This is a genomic window from Iodidimonas sp. SYSU 1G8 (assembly GCF_039655775.1).
In the GTDB taxonomy this organism is placed as follows: domain Bacteria; phylum Pseudomonadota; class Alphaproteobacteria; order SMXS01; family SMXS01; genus RI-34.
This window is the reverse complement of record NZ_JBBYXJ010000001.1, coordinates 284,457-307,372: the sequence shown is the minus strand read 5'-3', so window position 1 is coordinate 307,372 and position 22,916 is coordinate 284,457. Positions and strand designations below refer to the sequence as shown.

17 protein-coding genes are annotated in these 22,916 nt (G+C 65.4%); 7 read left to right on the top strand and 10 right to left on the bottom strand.

Annotated elements, in window-relative coordinates; all coding sequences use genetic code 11:
* Both WJU17_RS01485 and mfd read left to right on the top strand, forming a co-directional pair.
* The gene (locus WJU17_RS01485; RefSeq protein WP_346325577.1) at positions 1-276 is read left to right on the top strand and encodes a succinate dehydrogenase assembly factor 2; all 276 of its coding nucleotides are present in this window, start codon (positions 1-3) and stop codon (positions 274-276) included.
* Entirely contained in the window at positions 273-3,758 is a 3,486-nt protein-coding gene (gene mfd / locus WJU17_RS01480) for a transcription-repair coupling factor (RefSeq protein WP_346325576.1), read from the top strand. Before WJU17_RS01485 ends, mfd begins: the two co-directional genes overlap by 4 nt.
* Here mfd and WJU17_RS01475 read toward each other — a convergent pair whose 3' ends face one another.
* Entirely contained in the window at positions 3,759-4,268 is a 510-nt protein-coding gene (locus WJU17_RS01475) for an N-acetyltransferase family protein (protein ID WP_346325575.1), read from the bottom strand.
* Entirely contained in the window at positions 4,261-6,990 is a 2,730-nt protein-coding gene (locus tag WJU17_RS01470; RefSeq protein ID WP_346325574.1) for an HAD-IC family P-type ATPase, read from the bottom strand. Before WJU17_RS01470 ends, WJU17_RS01475 begins: the two co-directional genes overlap by 8 nt.
* A gap of 102 nt (positions 6,991-7,092) precedes the next feature.
* Here WJU17_RS01470 and moaA point away from each other — a divergent pair, with 102 nt between their 5' ends.
* A complete protein-coding gene (moaA, locus tag WJU17_RS01465; protein ID WP_346325573.1) occupies positions 7,093-8,082 on the top strand; it encodes a GTP 3',8-cyclase MoaA in 990 nt (329 codons plus the stop codon).
* 27 nt (positions 8,083-8,109) lie between these two features.
* A complete protein-coding gene (locus WJU17_RS01460) occupies positions 8,110-8,877 on the top strand; it encodes an NAD kinase (protein WP_346325572.1) in 768 nt (255 codons plus the stop codon).
* Positions 8,878-8,883: 6 nt separating this feature from the next.
* On the opposite strand, the gene WJU17_RS01455 is transcribed toward WJU17_RS01460, so the two are convergent.
* Positions 8,884-9,450 carry a hypothetical protein gene (locus tag WJU17_RS01455; protein ID WP_346325571.1) on the bottom strand — a complete coding sequence of 189 codons (567 nt, stop codon included), beginning with the start codon at positions 9,448-9,450 and terminating at the stop codon, positions 8,884-8,886.
* A gap of 22 nt (positions 9,451-9,472) precedes the next feature.
* Entirely contained in the window at positions 9,473-12,049 is a 2,577-nt protein-coding gene (locus tag WJU17_RS01450) for an MMPL family transporter (RefSeq protein WP_346327367.1), read from the bottom strand.
* Between the two features lie 148 nt (positions 12,050-12,197).
* On the opposite strand from WJU17_RS01450, the gene WJU17_RS01445 reads away from it, so the two are divergent.
* Together WJU17_RS01445 and WJU17_RS01440 are read left to right on the top strand one after the other, a co-directional pair.
* Positions 12,198-12,821, top strand: coding sequence for an ABC transporter substrate-binding protein (locus WJU17_RS01445; RefSeq protein WP_346325570.1), 624 nt, complete (start codon positions 12,198-12,200; stop codon positions 12,819-12,821).
* 85 nt (positions 12,822-12,906) lie between these two features.
* Positions 12,907-13,731, top strand: a complete 825-nt coding sequence (locus tag WJU17_RS01440) for a universal stress protein (protein WP_346325569.1) — start codon at positions 12,907-12,909, stop codon at positions 13,729-13,731.
* 27 nt (positions 13,732-13,758) lie between these two features.
* Here the strand turns inward: WJU17_RS01440 and WJU17_RS01435 are convergent, their stop codons facing one another.
* From WJU17_RS01435 to WJU17_RS01410, 6 genes are all read right to left on the bottom strand, one after another.
* Positions 13,759-16,401 (bottom strand): bifunctional acetate--CoA ligase family protein/GNAT family N-acetyltransferase, encoded by a 2,643-nt coding sequence (locus tag WJU17_RS01435; protein ID WP_346325568.1) that lies wholly within the window; start codon positions 16,399-16,401, stop codon positions 13,759-13,761.
* A 56-nt stretch (positions 16,402-16,457) separates the two neighbouring features.
* Complete coding sequence (locus tag WJU17_RS01430) at positions 16,458-17,975, bottom strand: AAA family ATPase (RefSeq protein ID WP_346325567.1); 1,518 nt, start codon at positions 17,973-17,975, stop codon at positions 16,458-16,460.
* Positions 17,976-18,037: 62 nt separating this feature from the next.
* Positions 18,038-18,721 carry an NUDIX hydrolase gene (locus WJU17_RS01425; protein WP_346325566.1) on the bottom strand — a complete coding sequence of 228 codons (684 nt, stop codon included), beginning with the start codon at positions 18,719-18,721 and terminating at the stop codon, positions 18,038-18,040.
* Positions 18,714-19,700: an NADPH:quinone oxidoreductase family protein gene (locus WJU17_RS01420; RefSeq protein ID WP_346325565.1), complete on the bottom strand. Its 987-nt coding sequence runs from the start codon at positions 19,698-19,700 to the stop codon at positions 18,714-18,716. The genes WJU17_RS01425 and WJU17_RS01420 overlap by 8 nt, the downstream gene beginning before the upstream one ends.
* A 9-nt stretch (positions 19,701-19,709) precedes the next feature.
* Positions 19,710-20,306, bottom strand: a complete 597-nt coding sequence (locus tag WJU17_RS01415) for an HD domain-containing protein (protein ID WP_346325564.1) — start codon at positions 20,304-20,306, stop codon at positions 19,710-19,712.
* A gap of 19 nt (positions 20,307-20,325) precedes the next feature.
* Positions 20,326-21,309: an NADPH:quinone oxidoreductase family protein gene (locus tag WJU17_RS01410; protein WP_346325563.1), complete on the bottom strand. Its 984-nt coding sequence runs from the start codon at positions 21,307-21,309 to the stop codon at positions 20,326-20,328.
* A gap of 254 nt (positions 21,310-21,563) precedes the next feature.
* Between WJU17_RS01410 and WJU17_RS01405 the strand changes: the two genes are divergently transcribed.
* Complete coding sequence (locus tag WJU17_RS01405; protein WP_346325562.1) at positions 21,564-22,907, top strand: aromatic ring-hydroxylating dioxygenase subunit alpha; 1,344 nt, start codon at positions 21,564-21,566, stop codon at positions 22,905-22,907.
* Positions 22,908-22,916 lie beyond the last annotated feature (9 nt).

Genomic DNA, 22,916 nt, shown 5'->3' with positions numbered 1-22,916 from the left:
ATGACCGAGACCCTGGAAATTCTGCGCAAGAAATTGCGGTTCCGTGCCTGGCACAGGGGCACGAAGGAGAGTGATCTCATGATGGGCGGGTTCGCCGATGCCCATCTGGAGGAACTGGGCGCCGAGGACCTCGCCCATTTCTCGGCGCTGCTGGACGAACAGGATCTCGATGTCTATGGCTGGGTGATCGGACGTGATCCGGTCCCGGAAGCTCATCGTACCCGGGTGATGTCCATGCTTCAGGCATTCGATTTCACCGTCGAGGGGTTGCGGTGAACCCACGCGTCCTCGAAATGGCCGGCCGCCTGACCCTGTGCGGCGTGCCCGAGGGCGCTGACGCGCTCATCCTGGCCGAAGTGGCGCGTGCGCGTCTGGCCGAAGGCCTGAGCGGCGGAATACTTCACGTCGCCCGCGACGACGCGCGGCTGTCGGCCCTGCAGGATGCGCTGGAATTCTTCGCGCCCGAGATCGAGATCATCACCCTGCCCGCCTGGGACTGCCTCCCCTACGACCGGATTTCCCCCAATCCGGTCCTGTGCGCCCGGCGCATGGAAACGTTGAGCCTGCTCGCGGCCCCAGGCCAGCGCATGCGGGTGGTCCTCACCACCGTCAACGCCGCGAGCCAGCGGCTGCCGCCGCGCGACGTCCTGCGCCGGAACAGCTTCATCGCCAAAATCGGCGACACGGTGAAGATCGACGACCTCGTGCGCTTCCTGTCGGAGAACGGCTATGTCCGCTCCAGCACCGTCAGCGAAGCCGGTGAGTTCGCCGTGCGCGGCGGTCTGGTGGACATATTCCCGGCTGGCGCGGAAGAACCGATCCGCCTGGATTTCTTCGGCGACTCGCTGGACGGCATCCGCCGCTTCGATCCGCTGAACCAGCTGACCACCGGCAAGGACAAGAAGTTCCGGCTGGTGCCGGTCAGCGAAGCGCCGCTGGACGAGGCCTCCATCACCCGCTTCCGCAAGGGCTACCGCGAACTGTTCGGCGCCGTCACTGGCGGCGACCCGCTTTATGAAGCGGTCAGCGAGGGCCGCAAGTATCAGGGCATGGAACACTGGCTGCCGCTGTTCTACGACGGCATGGACACCATCTTCGACTACCTGCCGGACGCCTTCGTCAGCCTGGACCATCTCGCCGACGAGTCCTTCTCGTCCCGTCACGAGATGATCGAGGACTATTTCCGCTCCCGCAAGGAACAGGCCGACCAGAAAGGCGCCAACCGCTATCATCCGCTGGCGCCGAAGATGCTGTATCTCGATCCGGCGGAATGGAACGCCAAGCTGGAAAAGCACGACGCGCGCGCCTTTAACGCGTATCAGGTGCCGGAAAGCGCCAGCGTGGTCGACTACGGCGCGCGCAAGGGCCGCGATTTCGCGCCCGAGCGCAATGCGCGCGAGGTCAATGTCTATGACGCGCTGCGCCAGCACCTGATCACCCTGGTCGATTCCGGCAAGCGCGTGCTGATCGCCAGCTACAGCGAAGGCTCGCGCGAGCGGCTTGGCCTGGTCATGGCCGATCACGGCATGACGGGGACAAAGCGGATCGACCACTGGTCGGATATCGAGACGCTGCCGAAGAACATTGCCGGGCTCAGCGTGCTGCGGCTGGAACATGGGTTCGAAACGGCCGATCTGGCGCTGGTGACCGAGCAGGACATTCTCGGCGATCGACTGATCCGCAAGCCCAAGCGCTCGCGCCGCGCCGAAAACTTCATCGCCGAGGCCTCGTCGTTGAACGAAGGCGACTATGTCGTCCATCTCGACCACGGCATCGGACGCTATGAAGGCCTCAAGACCATCGAGGTCTCGGGCGCGCCCCACGATTGCGTCATGCTGGTCTACGCCGGCGGCGACAAGCTGTTCGTCCCTGTCGAGAACATCGACGTCCTGTCCCGCTACGGGTCGGAAGACGCCATCGTCCAACTCGACAAGCTGGGCGGCCAGGCCTGGCAAAGCCGCAAGGCGGCGCTGAAGCAGCGGCTGAAGGACATGGCGGAAGAGCTGATGAAGATCGCCGCCGCGCGCGAGTTGCGCGTCGCGCCGAGGCTGTTGCCGCCGCAGGGCCTTTACGACGAGTTCTGCGCCCGTTTCCCCTATCAGGAAACCGACGACCAGCTGCGCGCCATCGACGACGTCACCCAAGATCTGGCCCAGGGCAAGCCGATGGACCGGCTGATCTGCGGCGATGTGGGTTTTGGCAAGACCGAAGTGGCGCTGCGGACCGCGTTCATCGCCGCGCTGGAAGGCCGTCAGGTGGCGCTGATCGCCCCGACGACTCTGCTGGTGCGCCAGCATTTCAAATCGTTCACCGAGCGCTTCGCGGGCCTGCCCGTGCGCATCGAGCAATTGTCCCGGCTGGTCTCGGCCAAGGACGCCAAGCTGATCAAGGAGAACCTCGCCAGCGGTCATGTGGACATCGTGGTCGGCACCCACGCGCTGCTCGGCAAGGGCATCAAGTTCCACGACCTTGGCCTGCTGATCATCGACGAAGAGCAGCATTTCGGCGTGCGCCACAAGGAGCGGCTGAAAGCACTGCGCGAGGACGTGCATGTGCTCACGCTCACGGCCACGCCGATCCCGCGCACCCTCCAGCTTGCCATGAGCGGCATGCGCGGCCTCAGCATCATCGCGACACCGCCTGTGGACCGGCTCGCGGTGCGCACCTTCGTCATGCCGCACGATCCGCTGGCCATTCGCGAAGCGTTGCTGCGCGAGCACTATCGCGGCGGCCAGTCCTATTATGTCTGTCCGCGCATCGCCGATCTGGCCGAAATCGAAGCGTTCCTGAAGGAAAGCGTGCCGGAAGTGAAATTCGCCGTGGCCCACGGCCAGATGCCGTCGGAACAACTCGAGGACGTGATGAACGCGTTCTACGACAATCGTTTCGACGTGCTGCTGTCGACGACCATCATCGAATCCGGCATCGACATTCCGACGGTCAACACCATGATCGTCCACCGCGCCGACCAGTTCGGCCTCGCCCAGCTCTACCAGCTGCGCGGCCGCATCGGCCGCTCGAAATTACGGGCCTACGCGTACCTGACGGTCCCGGCCGGCAAGACCCTCACCAAGACCGCCGAGAAGCGCCTGAAGGTGCTGCAGTCGCTGGACGAGCTGGGCGCCGGCTTCACCCTGGCGAGCCACGATCTGGACATCCGCGGCGCCGGCAATCTGCTGGGCGAGGAACAGTCCGGCCATATCAAGGAGGTTGGCGTCGAGCTTTACCAGCACCTGCTGGAGGAAGCCGTCGTGCGCGCCCGTACCGAACAGACCGGCGGCGACACCAGCAACCTGGAGGAATGGTCGGCCTCGGTAAATCTGGGCACGGCCGTCCTCATCCCGGAAGACTACGTCCCCGATCTCGGCATTCGCCTCGGCCTCTACCGCCGAATCGCCCAGCTGCGCACGTCGCAGGAGATCGAATCCCTCGCCGCCGAGATGATCGACCGCTTCGGCAGCCTCCCCGCCGAAGTCGAGAGCTTGCTCAAGATCGTCAACATCAAGCAGCTCTGCCAGCAGGCGGGCGTCGCCAAGCTGGATGCCGGCCCGCGCGGCGCGACCGTCGCGTTCCGCAACGCGTCGTTCAACAATCCGATGGGCCTGGTCGAATTCCTCTCCAAGCAGTCGGGCACGGCGAAGCTGCGGCCCGATCACACGCTGGTCCTGATGCGCGACTGGTCGGAGGACAAGAAGCGGGTTCGCGGCGCTCACGAGTTGGTCAAGGCGCTCGCCGGGATCGCCGCGAAGGCGGCGTGATCACGGCTCGTTCAGCAGCTTTTGCATGAAAACCAGTGTCAGCCAGCGGTCGAATTTGCGGCCAATTTGTGGCATTCGGGCGACTTCCTGAAAGCCTAGCGCCGCATGCAGCCCGATGCTGGCCTCGTTGTCCGCGTCGATACCGCCCACCAGCACATGCACGCCATTGGCCCGCGCGCGCTCGATCAGCGCCGCCAGAAGCCGGCGCCCGGCCCCCGAGCGGCGCGCCTCGGCCGCCACATAGACCGAGAGCTCCATGGTGTGGCGATAACCGCTGAACGCCCGGAACGGCCCGTAGCTGGCATAGCCCAGAACCTGGCCGTCCTTCCGCGCCACCAGCACCGGATAGCCCCGCATCCGCTTGAGTTCGAACCAGGCCTCCATCTCCGCAGGCGTGCGGATGTCGTCGTACCAGACGGCGGTCGTATGCAGGATGGCATGGTTGAGAATGGCGGCGATGGCAGGCACGTCGGACGGCGCGGCGTCCTCGATCGAGACCGGGTCAGGCATGGCGGATTCCGCGTTTCCCGGCCAGGATGCCGTGGGCAAAGGATCGCCGCAGGGCCTTCTCCACTTCGAGGAGACCGAACAGCACCGCCCCGGCACCGCCGACGACGGCCCAGTCGAGCCAGCCGAGCGGCTGGGTGGCGAACACGCGGTTCATGAAAGGCGCGTAGGTGAACACGCACTGCAAGGCCGCCGCCGCCAGGACGCCGAGGATAACGGCCTTCGTCCCGACCACGCCGCGCCATGTCAGCGACGGCTGATCGAGGTAGCGGATGCTGAACAGGTAGAACACCTCGAACACGACCAGAAGATTGACCACCAGGGTACGAGCGAGATCGACGGACGCCGACCGCTCCAGACTCCAGAAGAATACGCCGAATGCTCCAAGAGCAAAGACGGCGGAAACCGCCACGATCCGCCAGAGCAGAAAGCCCGACACGATGGGCTGGCCCCTGCCGCGCGGCCGCCGCGCCATGACGTTGGCCTCGGCAGGTTCGAAGGCGAGGGTCAAGCCAAGCGCGACGGCCGTGATCGTATTGACCCACAGGATGTGCAATGGCGACAGCGGCAGCATCACGCCGGCGAGAATGGCGGCGACCAGACAGGCCGCTTCTCCGCCACCCGTCGGGAGAGTCCAGGCGATGACCTTCATCAGATTGTCGTGGACGGTGCGGCCCTCGCGCACCGCCGCCACGATCGACGCGAAATTGTCGTCGGCGAGGACCATGCTCGCGGCCTCCTTCGCGACCTCGGTTCCCTTGACGCCCATGGCGATGCCCACATCGGCGCGCTTGAGCGCCGGCGCATCGTTGACGCCGTCCCCCGTCATGGCGACGATGTCTCCCTCGTTCTGCAATGCCTGCACGATGCGCAGCTTGTGCTCGGGTGTCGTGCGCGCGAACACGGCAGTTTCCCGAACCATGTCGCGCAGCGCCGCGTCATCGAGCCGGTCGAGGTCATGGCCGGTCGCGACCTGTTCCGCGTTCTCCAGACCGAGCTGCGCCGCGATCGCGGCGGCGGTGGCGGCATGATCCCCGGTGATCATCTTGATGGCGATGCCCGCCTGACGGCACTCGACGATGGCGCGGATGGCCTCCTCGCGCGGCGGATCGATGATGCCCGCCAGCCCCAGGAGGCAGAAACCACTCTCGACATCGCCAAAGTTCAGGGTCAGCACGCCCGGTCCGGCCGCGCGCATCGCCAGCGCGATGACCCGCTGACCCTCGCCGCCCAGCCGCGCCACATGCCCTTCCCACCAGGAGACGTTCAGCGTCTCGTCCATGCCGCCGCGCCGCTGGCTGCCGCACATGGCGAGAATTCGCTCCGGCGCACCCTTGATGAAGATGAGGCCATTACCGTCGTGATCGTGATTGAGGGTCGCCATGAAACGATGACTGGCGTCGAAAGGAATTTCGTCGGTGCGAGGCACCTGCCGGCGAAGCAGATCCGGCGCCGCGCCGGCCTTGACCGCCAGCGCCATCAGGGCTCCTTCCAGAGGATCGCCATGGACGCTCCAGCCGTCTGCTCTATCATGCAGTTCCGCGTCGTTGCATAGCGCGGCGGCCCTCACGAGCATCAGCAGATCGTCCTGTCCCGATGGATCGATATCGGCGCCGTCCACGGAGAAGCCTCCCGAGGGCGCGTACCCCTCGCCCGATACGGCATAGACCGCCGCGGCGGTGACCGCATGGCGGACCGTCATCTCATTACGGGTCAGCGTGCCTGTCTTGTCGGTGCAGATCACCGATACCGATCCCAGCGTCTCGACGGCCGGCAGTCTGCGAATGATCGCCTGCCGCCACGCCATGCGCTGGACGCCGACCGCAAGCGCGATGGTCATGACCGCCGGCAGCCCTTCCGGAATGGCCGCCACCGCGAGACCGACCACGGCGAGGAAGGCGTCGGGCGTGCTATAGCCGCGCAAAAGGACGGCGACGGCAAACACTGCCACAGCCAACCCGATGATCGCGAAGGCAAATGTCCTTCCGAAGCGGTTTACCTGCTGCAGCAGGGGTGTGACCAGGGTCGCGATGCCGCCAAGAAGAGCGCCGATCCTGCCCAGTTCCGTCGCGCTTCCGGTGCGCACCGCCACACCGACTCCCTGACCGGCGACGACCAGCGTGCCGGAGAATGCCATGCAGCGACGGTCCGCGGGCAGGGTGTCGGGCGGCACCGGATCGGTGGACTTTTCCACCGGCACGGACTCGCCGGTCAGAAGCGACTCATCGACGGCCAGATTGCGGGCCTTGATGAGCCGCAAATCCGCCGGAACCTTGTCCCCGGGATCGAGAATGACCAGATCGCCGGGAACGATGCTCTCAGCCGGCACCGAGGTTCTGACGTGGTCGCGCACCGCCGACGCGAGCGGACTGACGGCACGGCGCAGCCCCGCGATAGCGCTCTCGGCCCGGCCCTCCTGAACGAAGCCGATGACAGCGTTCGCTGCGACCACCAGCAGGATGACCAGCGTATCGGTCACATGGCCCAGCACGGCCGTGACGGCGGCCGATCCAAGGAGAAGATAAATCAGGATATTGTTCAACTGGGCCAGCAAACGCCGCCAGGCTGGCCGGGAGGCCATCTCCGGCAGGACATTGGGTCCATGCCGGCGCAGACGCGATTCCGCTTCCGCCGCCGATAGCCCCTCGCCTGGCGCCGCGAGGGTTTCCAGCACGCGGCTCACCGAAAGAGCGTGCCAAATCTCGTCATCGGGCAGTGGTTTCATCGGCCGCTCGCCAGGGGGTGGAAGGGCAGTCTAGCCGAAATCCCTTAAAATCAGGTGACTTCCTGCTATATAAGGAACCGGCGTGAGAACAGGGGAAACGGCGTGATCGACCCATTCGGGCGGCACATCAGCTATCTTCGGGTATCGGTCACCGACCGGTGCGATTTCCGCTGTGTCTACTGCATGTCGGAAGACATGACATTCCTGCCCAAATCGGATGTCCTGACGCTCGAGGAACTCGACCGGCTGTGTACGGCCTTCATCGCGAAGGGCGTGCGCAAGCTGCGCCTGACCGGCGGCGAGCCGCTGGTGCGCCGCGATATCATGACGTTGATCAATGGTCTGGGCCGTCACCTGCTCAGCGGCGCGTTGGACGAGCTGACCCTGACGACCAATGGCAGCCAGCTGGCACGCTACGCCCGTGATCTGGTGGGCGCAGGGATCAAGCGCATCAACGTCTCGGTCGACACGCTGGACCCGGCCAAGTTCACCCGGATCACCCGGTGGGGCAAGCTGGACCAGGTTCTCGGCGGGCTGCAGGCCGCCAAGGAGGCCGGGCTCCGCATCAAGATCAATACGGTTGCCCTGCGCGGGGTGAATGATGATGAGACGTTCGAGCTCATCGACTGGTGCGGCCGCGAAGGCTTTGACCTGACCTTCATCGAAACCATGCCGCTGGGCGAAGTCGACGTGGCGCGGGTGGACAACTACATGCCGCTGTCCCTGCTCAAGGCGCGGATCGGGCAGCGCCATGACATGCGCGAGTCCGATCACGCAACGGGCGGCCCTGCCCGCTACGTAACCCTGGCGGAGACCGGGCAACGGCTCGGCTTCATCACGCCGATGACCCATAATTTCTGCGAGTCCTGCAATCGGGTCCGCGTGACCTGCACCGGCATGCTGTACATGTGCCTGGGGCAGGAAGATTCCGCGGACCTGCGCGCCGCGCTGCGCGCCGACGCCGACAATGTCGCGCTGAACGACGCCATCGACGAGGCGATCGGAAGAAAGCCCAAAGGTCATGATTTCGTGATAGACCGGCGGCGCGAACGTCCGGCCGTTTCACGCCATATGAGCGTGACGGGCGGTTAGGGTTCGTCCCGACTGTCCGAGTACCCCATGCAGACACCCGCCATCGCGTTCGCCGCCAGTCCCACGCCGAAGGCCCAGGCGGCCATGGAGGCGCTCACCGCGCGCTATCCGGCCGTGCCGCTGGATCAGGCCGAGGTCATCGTCGCCCTCGGCGGTGACGGCTTCATGCTGAGGACGCTGCACAGCGTTCTCAAGCACGGCCTGCCCGTCTATGGCATGAACGCGGGCTCGCTCGGCTTTCTGATGAACGACTATGCGGAAAACGACTTGATCGAGCGTATCCAGGCGGCCGAGCTGGTCGAGTTGCATCCGCTGCGCATGCGCGCCCATTGCGTGGACGGCAGCTTCACGGAAGCGCTTGCCATCAACGAGGTGTCGCTGCTGCGCCAGACTTATCAGGCCGCCAAGCTGGGCATCCATGTCGACGGCAAGGAGCGCATGAGCGAGCTGGTCTGTGACGGCATCCTGCTGGCGACGCCCGCCGGCAGCACAGCCTACAATTTCTCGGCGCACGGACCGATCGTTCCGATCGATTCGGATATTCTCTGCCTGACCCCGATCAGCGCATTTCGCCCGCGCCGGTGGCGCGGCGCGCTGCTGCCGCACGATGCCCGGGTCGAATTCCATGTCGCGGAGCCGACCGAACGTCCAGTCAGCGCCACCGCCGATAATCTGGAGGTGCGGGACGTGACCCGCGTCGAGGTGCAGGAAGACCGCAATCTGGCGCTTCGCCTGCTTTACGACCCCGGGCACAATCTGGCGGAACGTATTCTCGCCGAACAGTTCGAGGCCTGAGCCGTCTCAGCGACGGCGTCTGTCCAGGCCGAGAAATACGACCAGCGGAAGCCAGACCACGCAGAAGAAGGCCTGGGCGTAATAGGGCGCGGCCCAACTCGGCAGATCGCCCACCGGTAGACCGCCCTTCAGATACTGGATGAAGGGGATGGATACGCCCCAGGACGCCGCGACCAGCACCGCCATCACGATGCCGCCAAACAGGCTGGAGGCCAGATCGAGCGCCCGCGAGACCACCGGCAACGCAAGGCCCGCGGCCGCCCCGCCCACGGCCAGAGCGGCAGCACCCTGCACGTAGCCATCGGCCCATTCGGCGAAGCCCCAGGCGGATGCGATCGACGCCAGCAGGGCAACGGTGAGCACCGACCTCGTCAGACCGTAGCCCAGTCCGATCCCGATGGAGACGCCGATGGCATAGCCGAACGGAAACGCGGCGAGGAGGACGATCTCGTCCGTGGTGCCCGGTCGCCAGAGATCCCGGAGGCCATCGATCAGCGGGACAGCCGCCAGCGACGCCAGGTGAAGGATCACGAAGGCGGGCACAACGACGAGGAGTTTTCTCCAGACGGACATCGCTGACCTCTCTCCATCCGGTTCAGGCTTTGGCCCGCCCTCCGTCCAGCCAGCGCATCAGCGCGGGCAGTACCAGTTGGGCAGACAACTCGATCATCACCATTGCCACAGTCAGCAGCAGGCCGAGGCTCGCTGTCCCCCAATGTGGCGACAGGGACAGGCTGCCGAAAGATGCGATGGTTGTCAAAGCACTCAGGGTCACCGCGCGCGGCGTACTGGACTCCATGACGCCATCGACCGAGCCCGTCTCGCGCCGACGCAGCACCAGATGGACGGCGCTGTCGATGCCGAAGCCGAGAAGCAGCGGCAGCACGATGACATTGGCGAAGTTGAACTGAATTCCCGTCAACACGGCAATCGCCGTCGTCAGACTGCCCGCGACCGCCAGCGGCGCCAGCACCAGGAGCACATCCCGCCACCGCCGCAGGATCGCATACAACAGGAGCGAAACGAGGACGATGGTCAGGGCCGAGGCGATTTCGAATGCCTCCAGAACGATCCGGCCCATCCCTGCCTCGCCGATCGCGCGCCCGGAGGCGAGCGGATCGACGGCGCTCACCGCGCGCGCGAATGCCGCCAGCTGTTCGTGGTCGCGCATGTCGCCCGACGGTACCGCCGTCACGGAAATCTGGCCCGTGGGCGCGATATCGCGCGCCAGCATGTCGGCAGGCAGATCGGCGAAGGTCACGGGCGAGGCCTCGAATGCCAGACGCAGCCGGTCCACCTGGGCCTGCACATCGCCCACGAGCCCCGCTTCAAGCCGACGCAGTTTCTGATCCCCGGCCGGGTCCTCGAGCAGCTTCAACAAGGAGGCACGGAGGGCGGCCACGGTCTGGGCCGTTTCCGGAGTGAGTGATCCCGTGGTCGCGGCCCTGTCGGCAAACGCCTGAACCGACGCCCGCCGTTCCGCCTCGGATGGCGGAGCCGCCTTGTTTTCAGGATTGAACACCGGCCACATGAACATGGCCGACTCCTCGATCATGGCCAGTTTCTCGTCCTGATCGGACGGCACGTAGTCCTCGGGCGTGATGACCGACTCGACCTCGGGAAGCGCGCGCAGCCTGTCGGCCAGCAGCGCCGCGGCCGCCTTGTTCTCGGCCAGCATGTAGGCGGCATACCCGATGTTGCCCTGCTCTTCCGTCAGGTCCTCGAGGGCGGTCACCGACTCCGAGGTCGGATCCTTCAGCGCCAGGGTGCTGAAATCGAAACGGGCGCCAAAGGCCACGGGAACGGCGAGAATGGCCAGCGCCAGAATGGTCCAGGCGATACGGTCCCGCCAGCGCGTCTTCAGGTCGCTGACCGCGACGGGCCGCCAAAGGGCGCGCCTCGGCACTCCGGTCACCGCCAGCAGGGCGGGGAGGACGATCAAGCCGGCCAGAAAGGCCATCAACACGCCGCCCGCCGCGATCACGCCGAGATCGGCGAACCCCTTGTATTCGGTAAAGGTGAAGGACAGGAAGCCGATCGATGAGGAAATGACGCACAGCGCGAGCGCCGGTCCGACACGCCGGCCCGTATCGACAAGCGCCACACGCTTCTCCATGCCGGAGGACACGTTCTCGGCGTAGCGCAGGCAGAAATGGATGGCGTAATCGATGCCGAGGCCGATGAACAGAACCGCGCAGGACGCCGAGATCATGTTCAGTTCGCCGACCGTCAGGGCGGCGAAGGCCGAGGTCCAGACAAGACCGACGGTCAAGGTCGCGTAGGCGGCGCCGATCAGCCGGATACTGCGCAGGCCCCAGCCCAGGATGAGGATCAGCAGGATAAGCGAGACCGTGCCAGCGATCTGAACGCCTTCGGTCACGGACAGCAATTCCTCGTACGAGAGGACGACGTCGCCGGTCAGGCGCACGGTCGTACCAGGCGCGATCTCGCCGGACTCGCGCAGTTCGGCGGTCACCGCCTTGAGGCGTTCGACACCGGTCTCCGCCGACAATGCCTGGGAGAAATCAAGCTTGAGTCGCGTCAGCACCAGACGCGTGTTCGGACCACCCTCGCCCATGGCGCCCTGCAACAGTCCGCCCGGGACGGGCTTGTCGTCCCGCACCGCATCGGCGGCGGCGGTCAATCCCGACATGACGTCGGTGAAGGCGGGAGGCAGCGGTCCGCCGGTCAGCAGCGCCTGATCGAGCACACCGAACAGACCACGCAGGCTGGGATCCTGGGTCATGATCGCCAGCGCGGGCTGGGCCGCGGCGAGCCGATCGAGGACGGCGGCGAGCTTGTCGGTTTCCAGATACAGCAGGCCATTTCGGTCGAAATACGGCCCGGTTCCCGGCGCGAATACGTAGGAGAACAGTTCAGGCTGTCTGTTCAACGCCGCCGCCATGGCCCGCGCCGCCCGGTCCGTCGCCATGGCGTCGCGGTCCTGGATGACGATCAGGATGACGTCGTCATTGTCCGGAAACGCCTTCACATACGCGTCTTCGGCAACGCGGAACGGCTCGTCGGCGGGCACCAGGGTCTTGGTGTCCGTGTTGATGCCCAGATTGGCGGATGTGTACCATCCGGCCGCGAGGGTCAGAATCGCGGCCAGCACGAGTACCGTCCAGGGCCGCCGTGCCGCGAACTCCAGCCATCCGGTCAGCAGCTTCATCACCAGCGGTCGCACTCCTCTCTATGGCCTTTGTCCGGAACGGACGGCCCCCTATATTCTAGCCGGCGACGAATGACGGTCGTTGCCCGGTGTAAACCGGCCACGAACCGATGGCGCATGCCTGACAAGAATGTAGGAGACGAACCGTTTGAAACCCTTTCTGGCCGCATTGATTCTTGCGGTGTTCTTCGTGTCAGGCGCTCATGCACAGGCATCCATCCCCGCAGGTTCGGCGCAGGCGGCCGTCGACGAGTTCCAGACCGGCATGCTGGGTATCCTGAAAAAGACGAGCGGACAACCCTTTGCCAAGCGGGTCGAGGCACTGTGTCCGCTGCTCGAGGCGAAGATGGACGTCAAGCTGCAGAGCGCCATGGCCGTGGGACGCGCGACGTGGAACAACTGGAGCCCGGACCAGCGCACGACATACACCGATAAATTTCGTCAATATCTGTGCGCGATCTATGCCAGCAGGTTCCGGTCGTTCACGGGCGAAACGCTGGTCGTGGTCGGCGACCGGCCCGGCCCGGCGGGAAAGATCATCGTCAACAGCGAGGTGCGTATTCCCCAGGAAGACTCGGTCGCGATCGACTATGTCATGCACAAGGATGGCGGGGACTGGAAGGTCGCGGACCTCTATCTGGGAGGACGGATCAGCGAGGTTGCCTTGCGCCGCTCGGAATTCGCCGATGTCATCCGCACGCGAGGGTTTGACGGACTTATCGCCGCGATCACCGCGAAAACCGCCGCTCAGGGGGCTACCCGACAGCGTTGAGGCAGATCAAGGCCGGCCGTTTTTACTTGTGCGACCCTGCGATTCAGCCAAGCTGAGAGGGCAAGGCATGATCGGGGAGAGTGTTATGACGATCCGCAATATTCTGTTCCATGCATTCGAAGGCGATGCCGGCGCGGCGCTCGAAAACGCCGCATTCGATCTGGCGCAGGCGCACGGCGCGACGTTGACGGCGCTGACCGTCGTCGACAACACGCCGATTCCCTCCTATGTGGTGCCCTACGTCCCCGCGAATCTGGCCGAGAGCTATATCGACGAGGCCCGCGCCGCTGCGAAGCAGATCGAGACGCGCATCAAGGCGCGTGAATCGGCGACGGGCATACACGCCGAGTGGCGATACCGCGAGGGAGACATCCGCAGTGTCTTCACCCAGCACGCCCATTACACCGACGTGGTGGTGCTGGCCCAAGGCGGCGGCGAGGACGCGCCCATCAGCGCGGCGAACAATCTGGCGGGCGATCTGGTGCTGACGGCCGGCCGGCCGGTGCTTTCACTGCCGTGGAATGCGTCGGTCTCCGCCATCGGCAGGCGCATCCTGATCGGCTGGAACGGCAGCACGGAAGCGACGAGGGCCGTGAACGACGCCCTTCCGTTGCTGGTCAAGGCCGATGCCGTGAAGGTGTTGAGTGTCGGCGACGAGGAAACCCGGCACATTCCGGGATCCGAAATCGCCCAGCATCTCGCCCGGCACGGCGTGAAGGCCGAGGCTGATCACACCGTGGAAAGCGATTCCTCCTCGGCCGAGGCGCTGCTGTTCGAGTGCAAGGATTTCGGCGCCGACCTGCTGGTGTGCGGCGCCTGGGGTCATTCCCGCATGTTCGAGACGGTTCTGGGCGGCGTCACGAAGGATCTGCTGCGGCGCATGGAACTGCCGCTGCTGCTGTCGCACTGAGCTGGCCGCCGGACCGCGCGCCTTCATCTACAAGGCTAGGGCCGTTTCGACGACCGAGGCATCCTCGCCTGGCCGCGTCGTGAAGCCGAGGCGCGTGGCGAGATCTCGCATGGCCGTGTTCTCGGACAGCACCGTCCCGTGAAGTTCGTGGATACCGCGCTGACGCGCATAGCGGATCAGCTTGTCCATCAACGCCTGCCCCAGACCGCTACCCTTCAGATCCGACCGGATGATGACCGCGTATTCGGCGCGCTCGTTATCCGGGTCCGCGATCGCCCGGACGACGCCAACGGTCTCGTGCCCATCAGACGCGGGGCGGGTCGCGATAAAACACATTTCGCGGTCGTAATCGATCTGGGTGAAGCGCGCGAGGGCTTCGTGAGAGGGTGATTTCACCACATTGAAGAAGCGCAGCCGCAGATCCTCGGAATCGAGATGCTGGAAGAAATCCAGGTGGGCCGGCTCGTCCTCGGGCCGGATCGGCCGCAACAACACCCGCTCGCCGCCAGGCAGCTGCACCGTCTCTTCCAGGTCCGACGGGTAAGGCCTGATCGCGAGCCGCCTGATGCCAGCGATCGTCGCGGGCTTCACCACGACCCGGGCGTCAAGGGCGATGGCGCCGTGGTCGTCGGCGAGCAGAGGATTGATATCCAGTTCCGCCACCTCGGCCAGATCGGCGACCAGTTGCGCCACCTTCAGCAGCACGGAGACGATGCCCTCGAGGTCCGCCTTTGGCCGGTCGCGGTAGCCTTCGAGCAGCCGGTAGATCCGGGTCTGCGACATCAGATGGCGCGCGATCACCGGGTTGAGCGGCGGCAAGGACACAGCCCTGTCGCGGACCACTTCCACCGCGGTGCCGCCCTGCCCGAACATGATGACCGGACCGAACACGTCGTCGACGAACGCGCCGACGAGCAGTTCATGGGCACCCGGCCGGCGGACCATCTGCTGCACGGTGAAACCGTCGATGACCGCTTCGGGTCTGAGTTCCCCGACCCTTTTCGAGATGGCGTCGACGGCGGCTCGCACCGCGTCGGCGGATTTGAGGTTGAGGGCGACGCCGCCCACATCGGATTTGTGGCTGATGTCCCGTGAGAGGATCTTGACCACCACGGGAAAGCTCATGTCCTCGGCAAGCGCGGCGGCCTCGTCGGCGTCGCGCGCGATCCGGGTGGCGACGATGGGAATCTCGTATGCGTCCAGCAGTTCCTTGGCCTCGAATTCGGTCAGCAGGTCTCGGCCTTCGGCGAGAACACCATCGATGACCGCTCGCGCCCGCGCCATATCGGGCTTGAATGTCTCGGCCTGCGCGGGCGGCGTCTGGGTCAGTAGCGACTGCAGGCGACGGTAGCGGATCAACTGCATATAGGCCCTGACCGCCGCGCCGGGCGTCTCGAACGAGGGAACCGCCGCATTTTCCAGCATGGCGCGCGCCGGTTTGACGGCGCGTCCGCCCATCCAGTTGGTGAGTACGGTCTTGCGCGCGCCTTCGATCCGCTCGATGACGCCCCGGGCGACCTCGTCGCTCGACGTGATGCCTGTCGGCGCATGCATGATGATGATCGTGTCGGCCTCGGGCGCGTCCAGCAGCACGCCGAGCGCGTCGGCATAGCGCGCGCCAGGCGCATCGCCGATGATGTCGACGGGATTGCCGTGGGACCATGTACGCGGCAGCACGCCGTCGAGGGCCGCTTTCGTGGCATTAGACAGGGCCACCAGCGAGCCGCCGAGCGGCGCGAGGGCATCCGCCGCCATGACGCCGAGCCCGCCGCCATTGGTCAGGATGACCAGTCCCTCGCCCGCCGGGCGCCGGGCGCGCGCCAGCGTCTCGACCGCCTCGAAGAGATCCTCGGTACTGTCGACGCGGAGCACGCCGCCGCGCGCAAGGGCCGCCTCGTAGACATCGTCCCGTCCCGCCAGCGCGCCTGTGTGAGAGGCGGCCGCGCGGGCTCCTTCGCTGTTCCGTCCCGATTTGATGGCGACGATGGGCTTGGCGCGCGAGGCCGCGCGGCTCGCCGACAGGAACTTCCGGGCGTGACTGATGGATTCGATGTAGAGCAGGATGGCCCGGGTCTTGTCGTCCTGCGCCAGATAGTCGATGACGTCGCCGAAGTCGACATCGGCGCAATTGCCGAGCGAGATGAAATGGGAAAAGCCGATCTCCCGTTCGGCGGCCCAGTCCAGCACGGCGGTGCACAGGGCGCCGGACTGCGACACGAACGCCACGTTCCCGGCCTTCAACGTGCCCGGCGCGAAACTCGCGTTGAGACCGATCCCAGGCACAAGCAAGCCGACGCAATTATGCCCGAGAATACGCAGCAGATACGGCTGGGCGGCCCGCAGCAGGGCGTCCACGTCGACGCCGGCGGTGATGACCACGGCCGCCTTCGTGCCCCTGCGCCCCAGCGCATCGATCAGCCCCGGCACGGTCGCGGGCGGCGTGCAGATGACCGCGAGGTCGGGCACGACGGGCAGGCTTTCCACATCGGCGTGGGCAATCACCCCGGCGACCGATACCTGCCCGGGATTGACCGGCATGATCGGTCCCTCGAAGCCTGCATCGAGCATGTTCCGCATGATGACCTGCCCGACCGAGTCGGGACGGTTGGAAGCGCCGATCACCGCGACCGATGAGGGGCGGAACAGCTTGTCGAGATTGCGGACGGTCATGAGCGCTCCAGAGTGATGTCGGCCAGCATCCGCGCCGGCCGGAGAGCCGCGCGATGCTATGCCGAGATGGCGAGCAATGCTTCGGTGACCAGTCCCGGCCCCGGCGTGTCGAGCCTGGTCCAGTCGATGATACCCACATTATGAGAAAGTTGTTCGGTCAAGACCGTGACATCGGCGTCGGATGGGTCGCCGGTCCGGACCGAAACGCGCTCGCGCAATATCTCGACCGGTGTCTCCAGCCAGAGCCCGGAGAAGCGCATGCCGCAGTCTGCCGCGACGGCGGCGAGGGCGCGGCGATCTTCCTCGCGCAGCCATGTCGCGTCGGCGATCACCACCTGGCCGGCCTCCAGCGCCAAGCGGACGTCATTGTAGAGCTTGTCGTAGACCTGGGCGCTGACAGGGCCGGCATAGGCGTCCGGTCCGAGTTTTTCCTCGGGTTTCTTGCCGAAGAGGCGCTTGCGAATGACATCGCTGGAAATGACGACGGCGCCCGCGCCGGGCGCGAGGCGGAGCGCCAACGCGGCGGCCAGGGTGGATTTTCCGGTCCCCGAGAAGCCGCCAATACCGACCAGCCGGGGCGACGGACGATCGAGCAGCCGGTGCGCGAGGTCGAAATGCAGGCGGGCGTCGCGACCGAGGTCACCGCCCTCGTCATCTTCATTGGAGGCCTCGATGAGCGACGCCATCCCGCGAATGGCGGCACGCAGGGACAGAAGCGCCGGCAGAACAGGGAGCGCGCCGAAATCGGCCGTCGCGCTGAGATAGCGGTTGAGCACGAGACCGGCTTTTGCCGAGGCACCGTGATGGATCAGGTCCATGAGCAGGAAGGCGAGATCGTACATCACGTCGATGCACGAGAAGTCGTCGTTGAACTCGATACAGTCGAACAGGATGGGGTCGCCATCCACCAGGCAGATGTTGGCGAGATGCATGTCGCCATGGCATCTGCGAACGAAGCCGGCATCGCGCCTATCGTCCAGGAGAGCGGCATGGCACAGGAGGGTGCGATCGATCCGTTCAGCCCAGGAGTCGATGGCCTCGCGCCGAAGAACCGTACCGGCATAGCGGTGCAGATTCGAGGCGACATCCCGTGCCGTGGACCGAAGGATCCCGGCGCCGCCCTTGTCGGTGCGCCGCTCCGCCGTATCGTGAAACGCGATGACATGCTCGGCGAGCGCCGCGGCGACGTCGCGCGTCAGCCTGCCGCTGCGCGCGCACCGGCTCAGAAGGGCCCGCTCATCGAAGCGGCGCATCTCGACCAGCCAGTCGAGCGCCTCGCCCTGCCCCCCCACCGCGAGGTTGCGCCCGTCCCAGGTTACCGGCACCACACCAAGATAGAGCGTGGGCGCCGTGCGGCGATTGAGCAGCACCTCGCGTTCGGACGACGCACGCCGCAAGTCGGCCGTCGTGAAATCGACGAAGCTGAAGCGCGCCGCCCGTTTCATTTTCCACGCCCTGTCGCCCACCAGAAAGATGTGGGAAAGGTGCGTCTGGACATGCCTTACGGGTTCACCGCGGAAAGCGGTGTCGGACGACAGAAAGTCGACGATCTCGTCCTGGTCGGGCTGGTGCATCGATCTCCGGGCGGATCACACTACCGCATGCCGGACGTTGGCCCCGGGAGCGCGGTAACGAACTAGTGATCGCCGATGATATGCCGTCTGTTCACCGTGCGCACGAAAGGAATCATGCCGTCTTCCGAACGGTGCTCGCCATCCTCGAGCCGGCGCCGGGCGATCTCGATCACGAGACGGGTGATGTTGGGCAGGTCGAGACTCTGGGCGTCCTTCAGCTTGACCCATTTCAGGTCGAGCAGTTCGCCATTGCCATAGACCGAGCCGCGCAGGTGATCGGCATCCACCATCAGAAAGCGTGTGTCGAAGCGGCGCGGCCGACCAGGCGGCGTGATGGCGCGCGCGATATATTCCAGCTTGTCCAGCGCCGGCACGAGGCCGCTGGCATAAAATGGCTTCCAGTGAGGCGACCCTGTTCTAATCCTGGTGTCGTGCTCGGCGGCCAGCAACATGCCGGCTTCCTCGAAGGTCTCGCGCACCGCAGCCATGGCAAGGGCGCGAGCCCGCGCGGGCGAGGCGGCACGCTCCAGCTTCGCGGCCACGCCGGGCTGAAGATCGACGGGCCGCGGCACCATGCCGTCGGCGCGATCGACCCGGCCGCCGGGAAACACGTATTTGTTCGGCATGAAGGCGTGCTTGGCGCTGCGCACGCCCATCAGCACCTCTTCGCCGCCCCTGATGATGAGCAGGGTCGCGGCGTCCTTCGGCTTCAGCTTGTAGGCGGCGACGGGCTTTTCTTCAGTCACGGGAAATCTCCAGTACGATCCGGCCGGCAACCTTGCGCGCGGCGATCTCGTCGAACGCGTTCACCAGCCCCTCGAACGGCATGATCTTGTGGACGTGGGGATGGAACAGGCCCTCATTGGCCATGCGCATCATGTCGGCCGTGACGCGCCGTCCGCCTTCCGGATTGAGCCGGCCGTACTCGCCCGCCCGGACGCCGATGACGGCGAACTGCTTGATCAGCGGGTAGTTGACCGGGATCGACGGGATGCGGCCGCTGGTGAAGCCGATGATCAGGATGCGGCCGAAGGGCGCGATGCAGTGGGTGGATTCGTCGAACACGTCGCCGCCCACCGGATCGTAGATCACGTCGGCGCCCTTGCCGCCGGTGAGTTCCTTGACGGCATCCCGGAAGCGGGGCGTTTCGCGGTAATTGATGACGTGATCGGCGCCCATCCGCTTGACGATCTCGAGGCGGTCGTTGTCACCGCCCGTGCCGATGACCGTGCAACCGAGAATCTTGCCCAGTTCCACGGCGGCGAGGCCGACACCGCCGGAGGAGGCGTGCACCAGCAGCGTCTCGCCCGGCTGGATGCCGCCGCGCGTGACGATGCCCACATAGGCCGTCCGGTAGGCGCTGCCGAAGGATGCGCCGGTGTACCAGTCGAAGGCGGGCGGCAGCGGATTGATCAGGCCCTCATCCGTGACCGCGAGCTCGGCATAGGCGCCGAAACGGACGCCGCCCATGATTTTGTCGCCCGGCCTGAAGCGCGTGACGCCCTCGCCGACCGCCAGCACCTCGCCGGCGCACTCGCCGCCGGGAATGAAGGGCGTCTTCGGCTTGTGCTGATGCTTGCCCTGGACCTGCAGCATCTCGACGAACGTCACGCACGCGGCGCGCGGCCGAACCAGCACCTGCCCGGCCCCGGGTTCGGGGTCGGGCACGGTGTCGATGGCGATGTCGTGATAGTCGCTGAACTGGCGGCAGACCCAGGCGCGCATGGCGCGGACTTACTCGGCCGCGTGCTTGGCGATCTTGGACTTGAGCTGCTTGCGCATCACCCGGCGCATCATCGGCTCGAACTCCTCGAGGGTCATCGTCGGATAGTCCGGGTCGAACGCCGGCATATCGTATTTGTCGATGAATTCCTTGGTGTGCTCGTAGTACGGGCTGTCGATGAACCTGTCCCGGCGGTTCTTGTCGAGACCGACGAAGTGATAATAGTAGTAGCCCTGAAAGTCCGTGTGGTTCTCCAGCATCCAGTAGTTGGCCTTGGAGATGAACGGCTTGAGGATCGCCGCCGCGACCGCGCCATGGGCGTAGGTGCCAAGCGTGTCGCCGATGTCGTGCAGCAGCGCGCAGACCACATATTCCTCGTCCTTGCCGTCACGATAGGCGCGGGTCGCGGTCTGCAGGCTGTGGGTCAGACGATCGACCTGGAAGCCGCCGAAATCGCCGTCGAGCAGCTTCATGTGGTCGATGACGCGGTCGACGACGCCGCTGGCCATCTTCATGTATTCGCGGCCCAGGATTTCCCAGTCCGCTTCCGTGCCCTCGTCCATGCGGCGGAACTGGGCCCGGTCTTCCGATTGCGAATGATCCGACATAATACTTCTCCCCGAAAGGTCAGGCAGCGCCCGATGTGAGAACGATCTTACCCTCGGCCTGCCGATTGACAAACAGGTTGAGCGCCTCGCGGGCCTGTTCCAGTGGCATACGCTTGGAAATATGGGGCTTCAGCTTGCCCTGACGATACAAATCGACGATTTCCTCGATGGCCTGCTGGCTCTTTTCCGGCTCTTCCTGCTTGAAGCGGCCATAGAAGACGCCAACGATGGCGCAGCCCTTCAGCAGGGTCAGGTTGACCGGCGCGGTCGGAATGCGGCCGCTGGCGAAACCGACCACCAGAATGCGGCCGTTCCAGTTCACGCAGCGCAGCGCCTGGTCGAAATAGTCACCGCCGACCGCATCATAGATCACGTCGGCGCCTTTGCCGCCCGTCAGTTCCTTGACCTTGTCCTTGTATTCGCCTTCGGCGTAGTTGATCAGGTGATCCGCGCCCGACTCCTTGGCGATCTTCAGCTTCGATTCGCTGGAGGCCGCGGCAATGACCGTGGCGCCCAGCGCCTTGGCGATCTGGACCGCCGCGAGGCCGACGCCGCCCGAGGCGCCGAGCACCAGCAGCGTCTCGCCCTTCTGCAGGTTCGCGCGGTGCACCAGCGCGTGATAGGAGGTGCCGAAATTGGTCAGGAAGCCGGCGGCTTCGGCGAAGTCCATGCCCGCCGGGAATTTCACGCAGCGATCCGCCGGCGCCACCAGTTCCTCGCAGAAGCTGCCCCAGCTGGTCAGCGCCAGAACGTGGTCGCCAACGGCGAAACCCGTCACGTCATCGGCGACCTCGGTCACCACGCCCGCAGCCTCGCCGCCGGGAATGAACGGCATCGGCGGCTTGAACTGATAGGTGCCCTTGATGATCAGCGTGTCCTGAAAGTTCACGCCCGCCGCGCGGACGGAAATCCGGATATGGCCCGGTTTCATCTCGGGCGCCGGCAGATCGACCAGCTTCAGAACATCGGGCGCGCCGTATTCGTCGCACAGAACAGCTTTCATGATCGCTTCCCCTTCAAAAGAAATCCGTCAGTCGCCGGTCACAATACATTCAAGCATGCACGTTGCAAGACTCCACGACCGGGTCTACGCTTTCTGCTTGGTTGTTCGATCGTCAAAGCCTTTGTCCAACCGGTTTCCAAGGCGCGCGGGCGACGCGCCGATGTCCGCCATCCATTCCGTTGCTCGGCGGCAGCTCCGGCGACTTCAACGATCGGGCGTTGTCGCGCGACGGCAATGGGAAACGGGGAACATCAATGACAGACATCATCACCCATCCGCTGGCCATGGACGGCAAGGACCCGCGCAATGTGCGCGGCGACCGCATTCCGGCGGACCGCTATTACTCGCGCGCGTTCATGCAGCGCGAATGGGATCACATGTGGACGCGGATCTGGCATATCGCCGGCCGCGAGAACCAGCTTCCCGAGCCGGGCGACTACATCGTCCACGACTTCATGCACGAATCGGTGATCATCGCCCGCCAGCCGGACGGAACGCTGAAGGGCTTCTACAATGCCTGTGGTCACCGGGCCCAGAAGCTGGTCTGGGAAAACGGCGCCCAGGACAGCTGGACCTGTCCCTACCATGGCTGGGTCTGGGGCCTGGATGGCAGCCTGCTCGACGCCTGCGACCGGGACGATTTCCCCCAGGGCGATCCCGTCGGCAAGGTGCGGCTGATCGAGGTGCGGGTCGGTACATGGGGCGGCTTCGTCTGGTACACCATGGACAACGAGGCGCCGCCGCTGTTGAAATTCCTCGAGCCCCTGCCCGAGGTCTACAAGAACTTCCCGTTCGAGACCATGGTGCGGGTGCGCTGGGTCCGGGTGGAGTTGAACTGCAACTGGAAGTTTTCGTCGGACAATTTCAGCGAATCCTATCACACCCGCACCGCCCATCCGCAGGTGCCGCCGATCATCGACCAGGACCATTTCACCTCGCGCTACGAGATGTTCCCCATGGGCCATGCGCGCATCATCCAGATGGGCCGTCCGTCACTGCGGGACCGCGTGCCCGACGGGCAGCCGCATCCGTTTGATGACACGCTGCGCGCCTGGGAGATCGATCCGGCCCGCTACGCGACCTACGAGGAAAAGGCGATGCAGGGCTGGCTGGACCTGAAGGCGGCCAAGCGCAGGCTGGGCCCGGCGCGCGGCTACAGCCATTTCGACCGGCTGACCAACGAGGAGCTGACCGAAAGCCCGTTCGGCGTGCTGTTTCCGAACATCGCCTTCGGCTCGGGCGCGGAAGGCATGTCGTTCTTCCGCTGGGAGCCGCATCGGGACGACCCGGAAAAATGCTATTTCGACCTGTGGGAGCTGGCCTATCCGATCGATGGCGAATACCGCGCCCGCCTCACCGACACGGCGGTGGAGATGAAGGAAGCCGAGTTCGACTTCCGTGTCTACACCGGGCCCGACGCGGTGGCCGACCTGCACGACCAGGTCGTGTTCCAGGACTGGGCGCTCAGCCCCGGCCAGCAGGCGGGATGGCGCTCGCGCGGCTATCAGGAGCCCTATCTGGCCGGTCAGGAAACCCGTGTGCGCCGGTTCCACGAGGTGCTGAACGATTATCTGGACGGCAAGCCGCCGGGCTGGTGAACCCGGCGG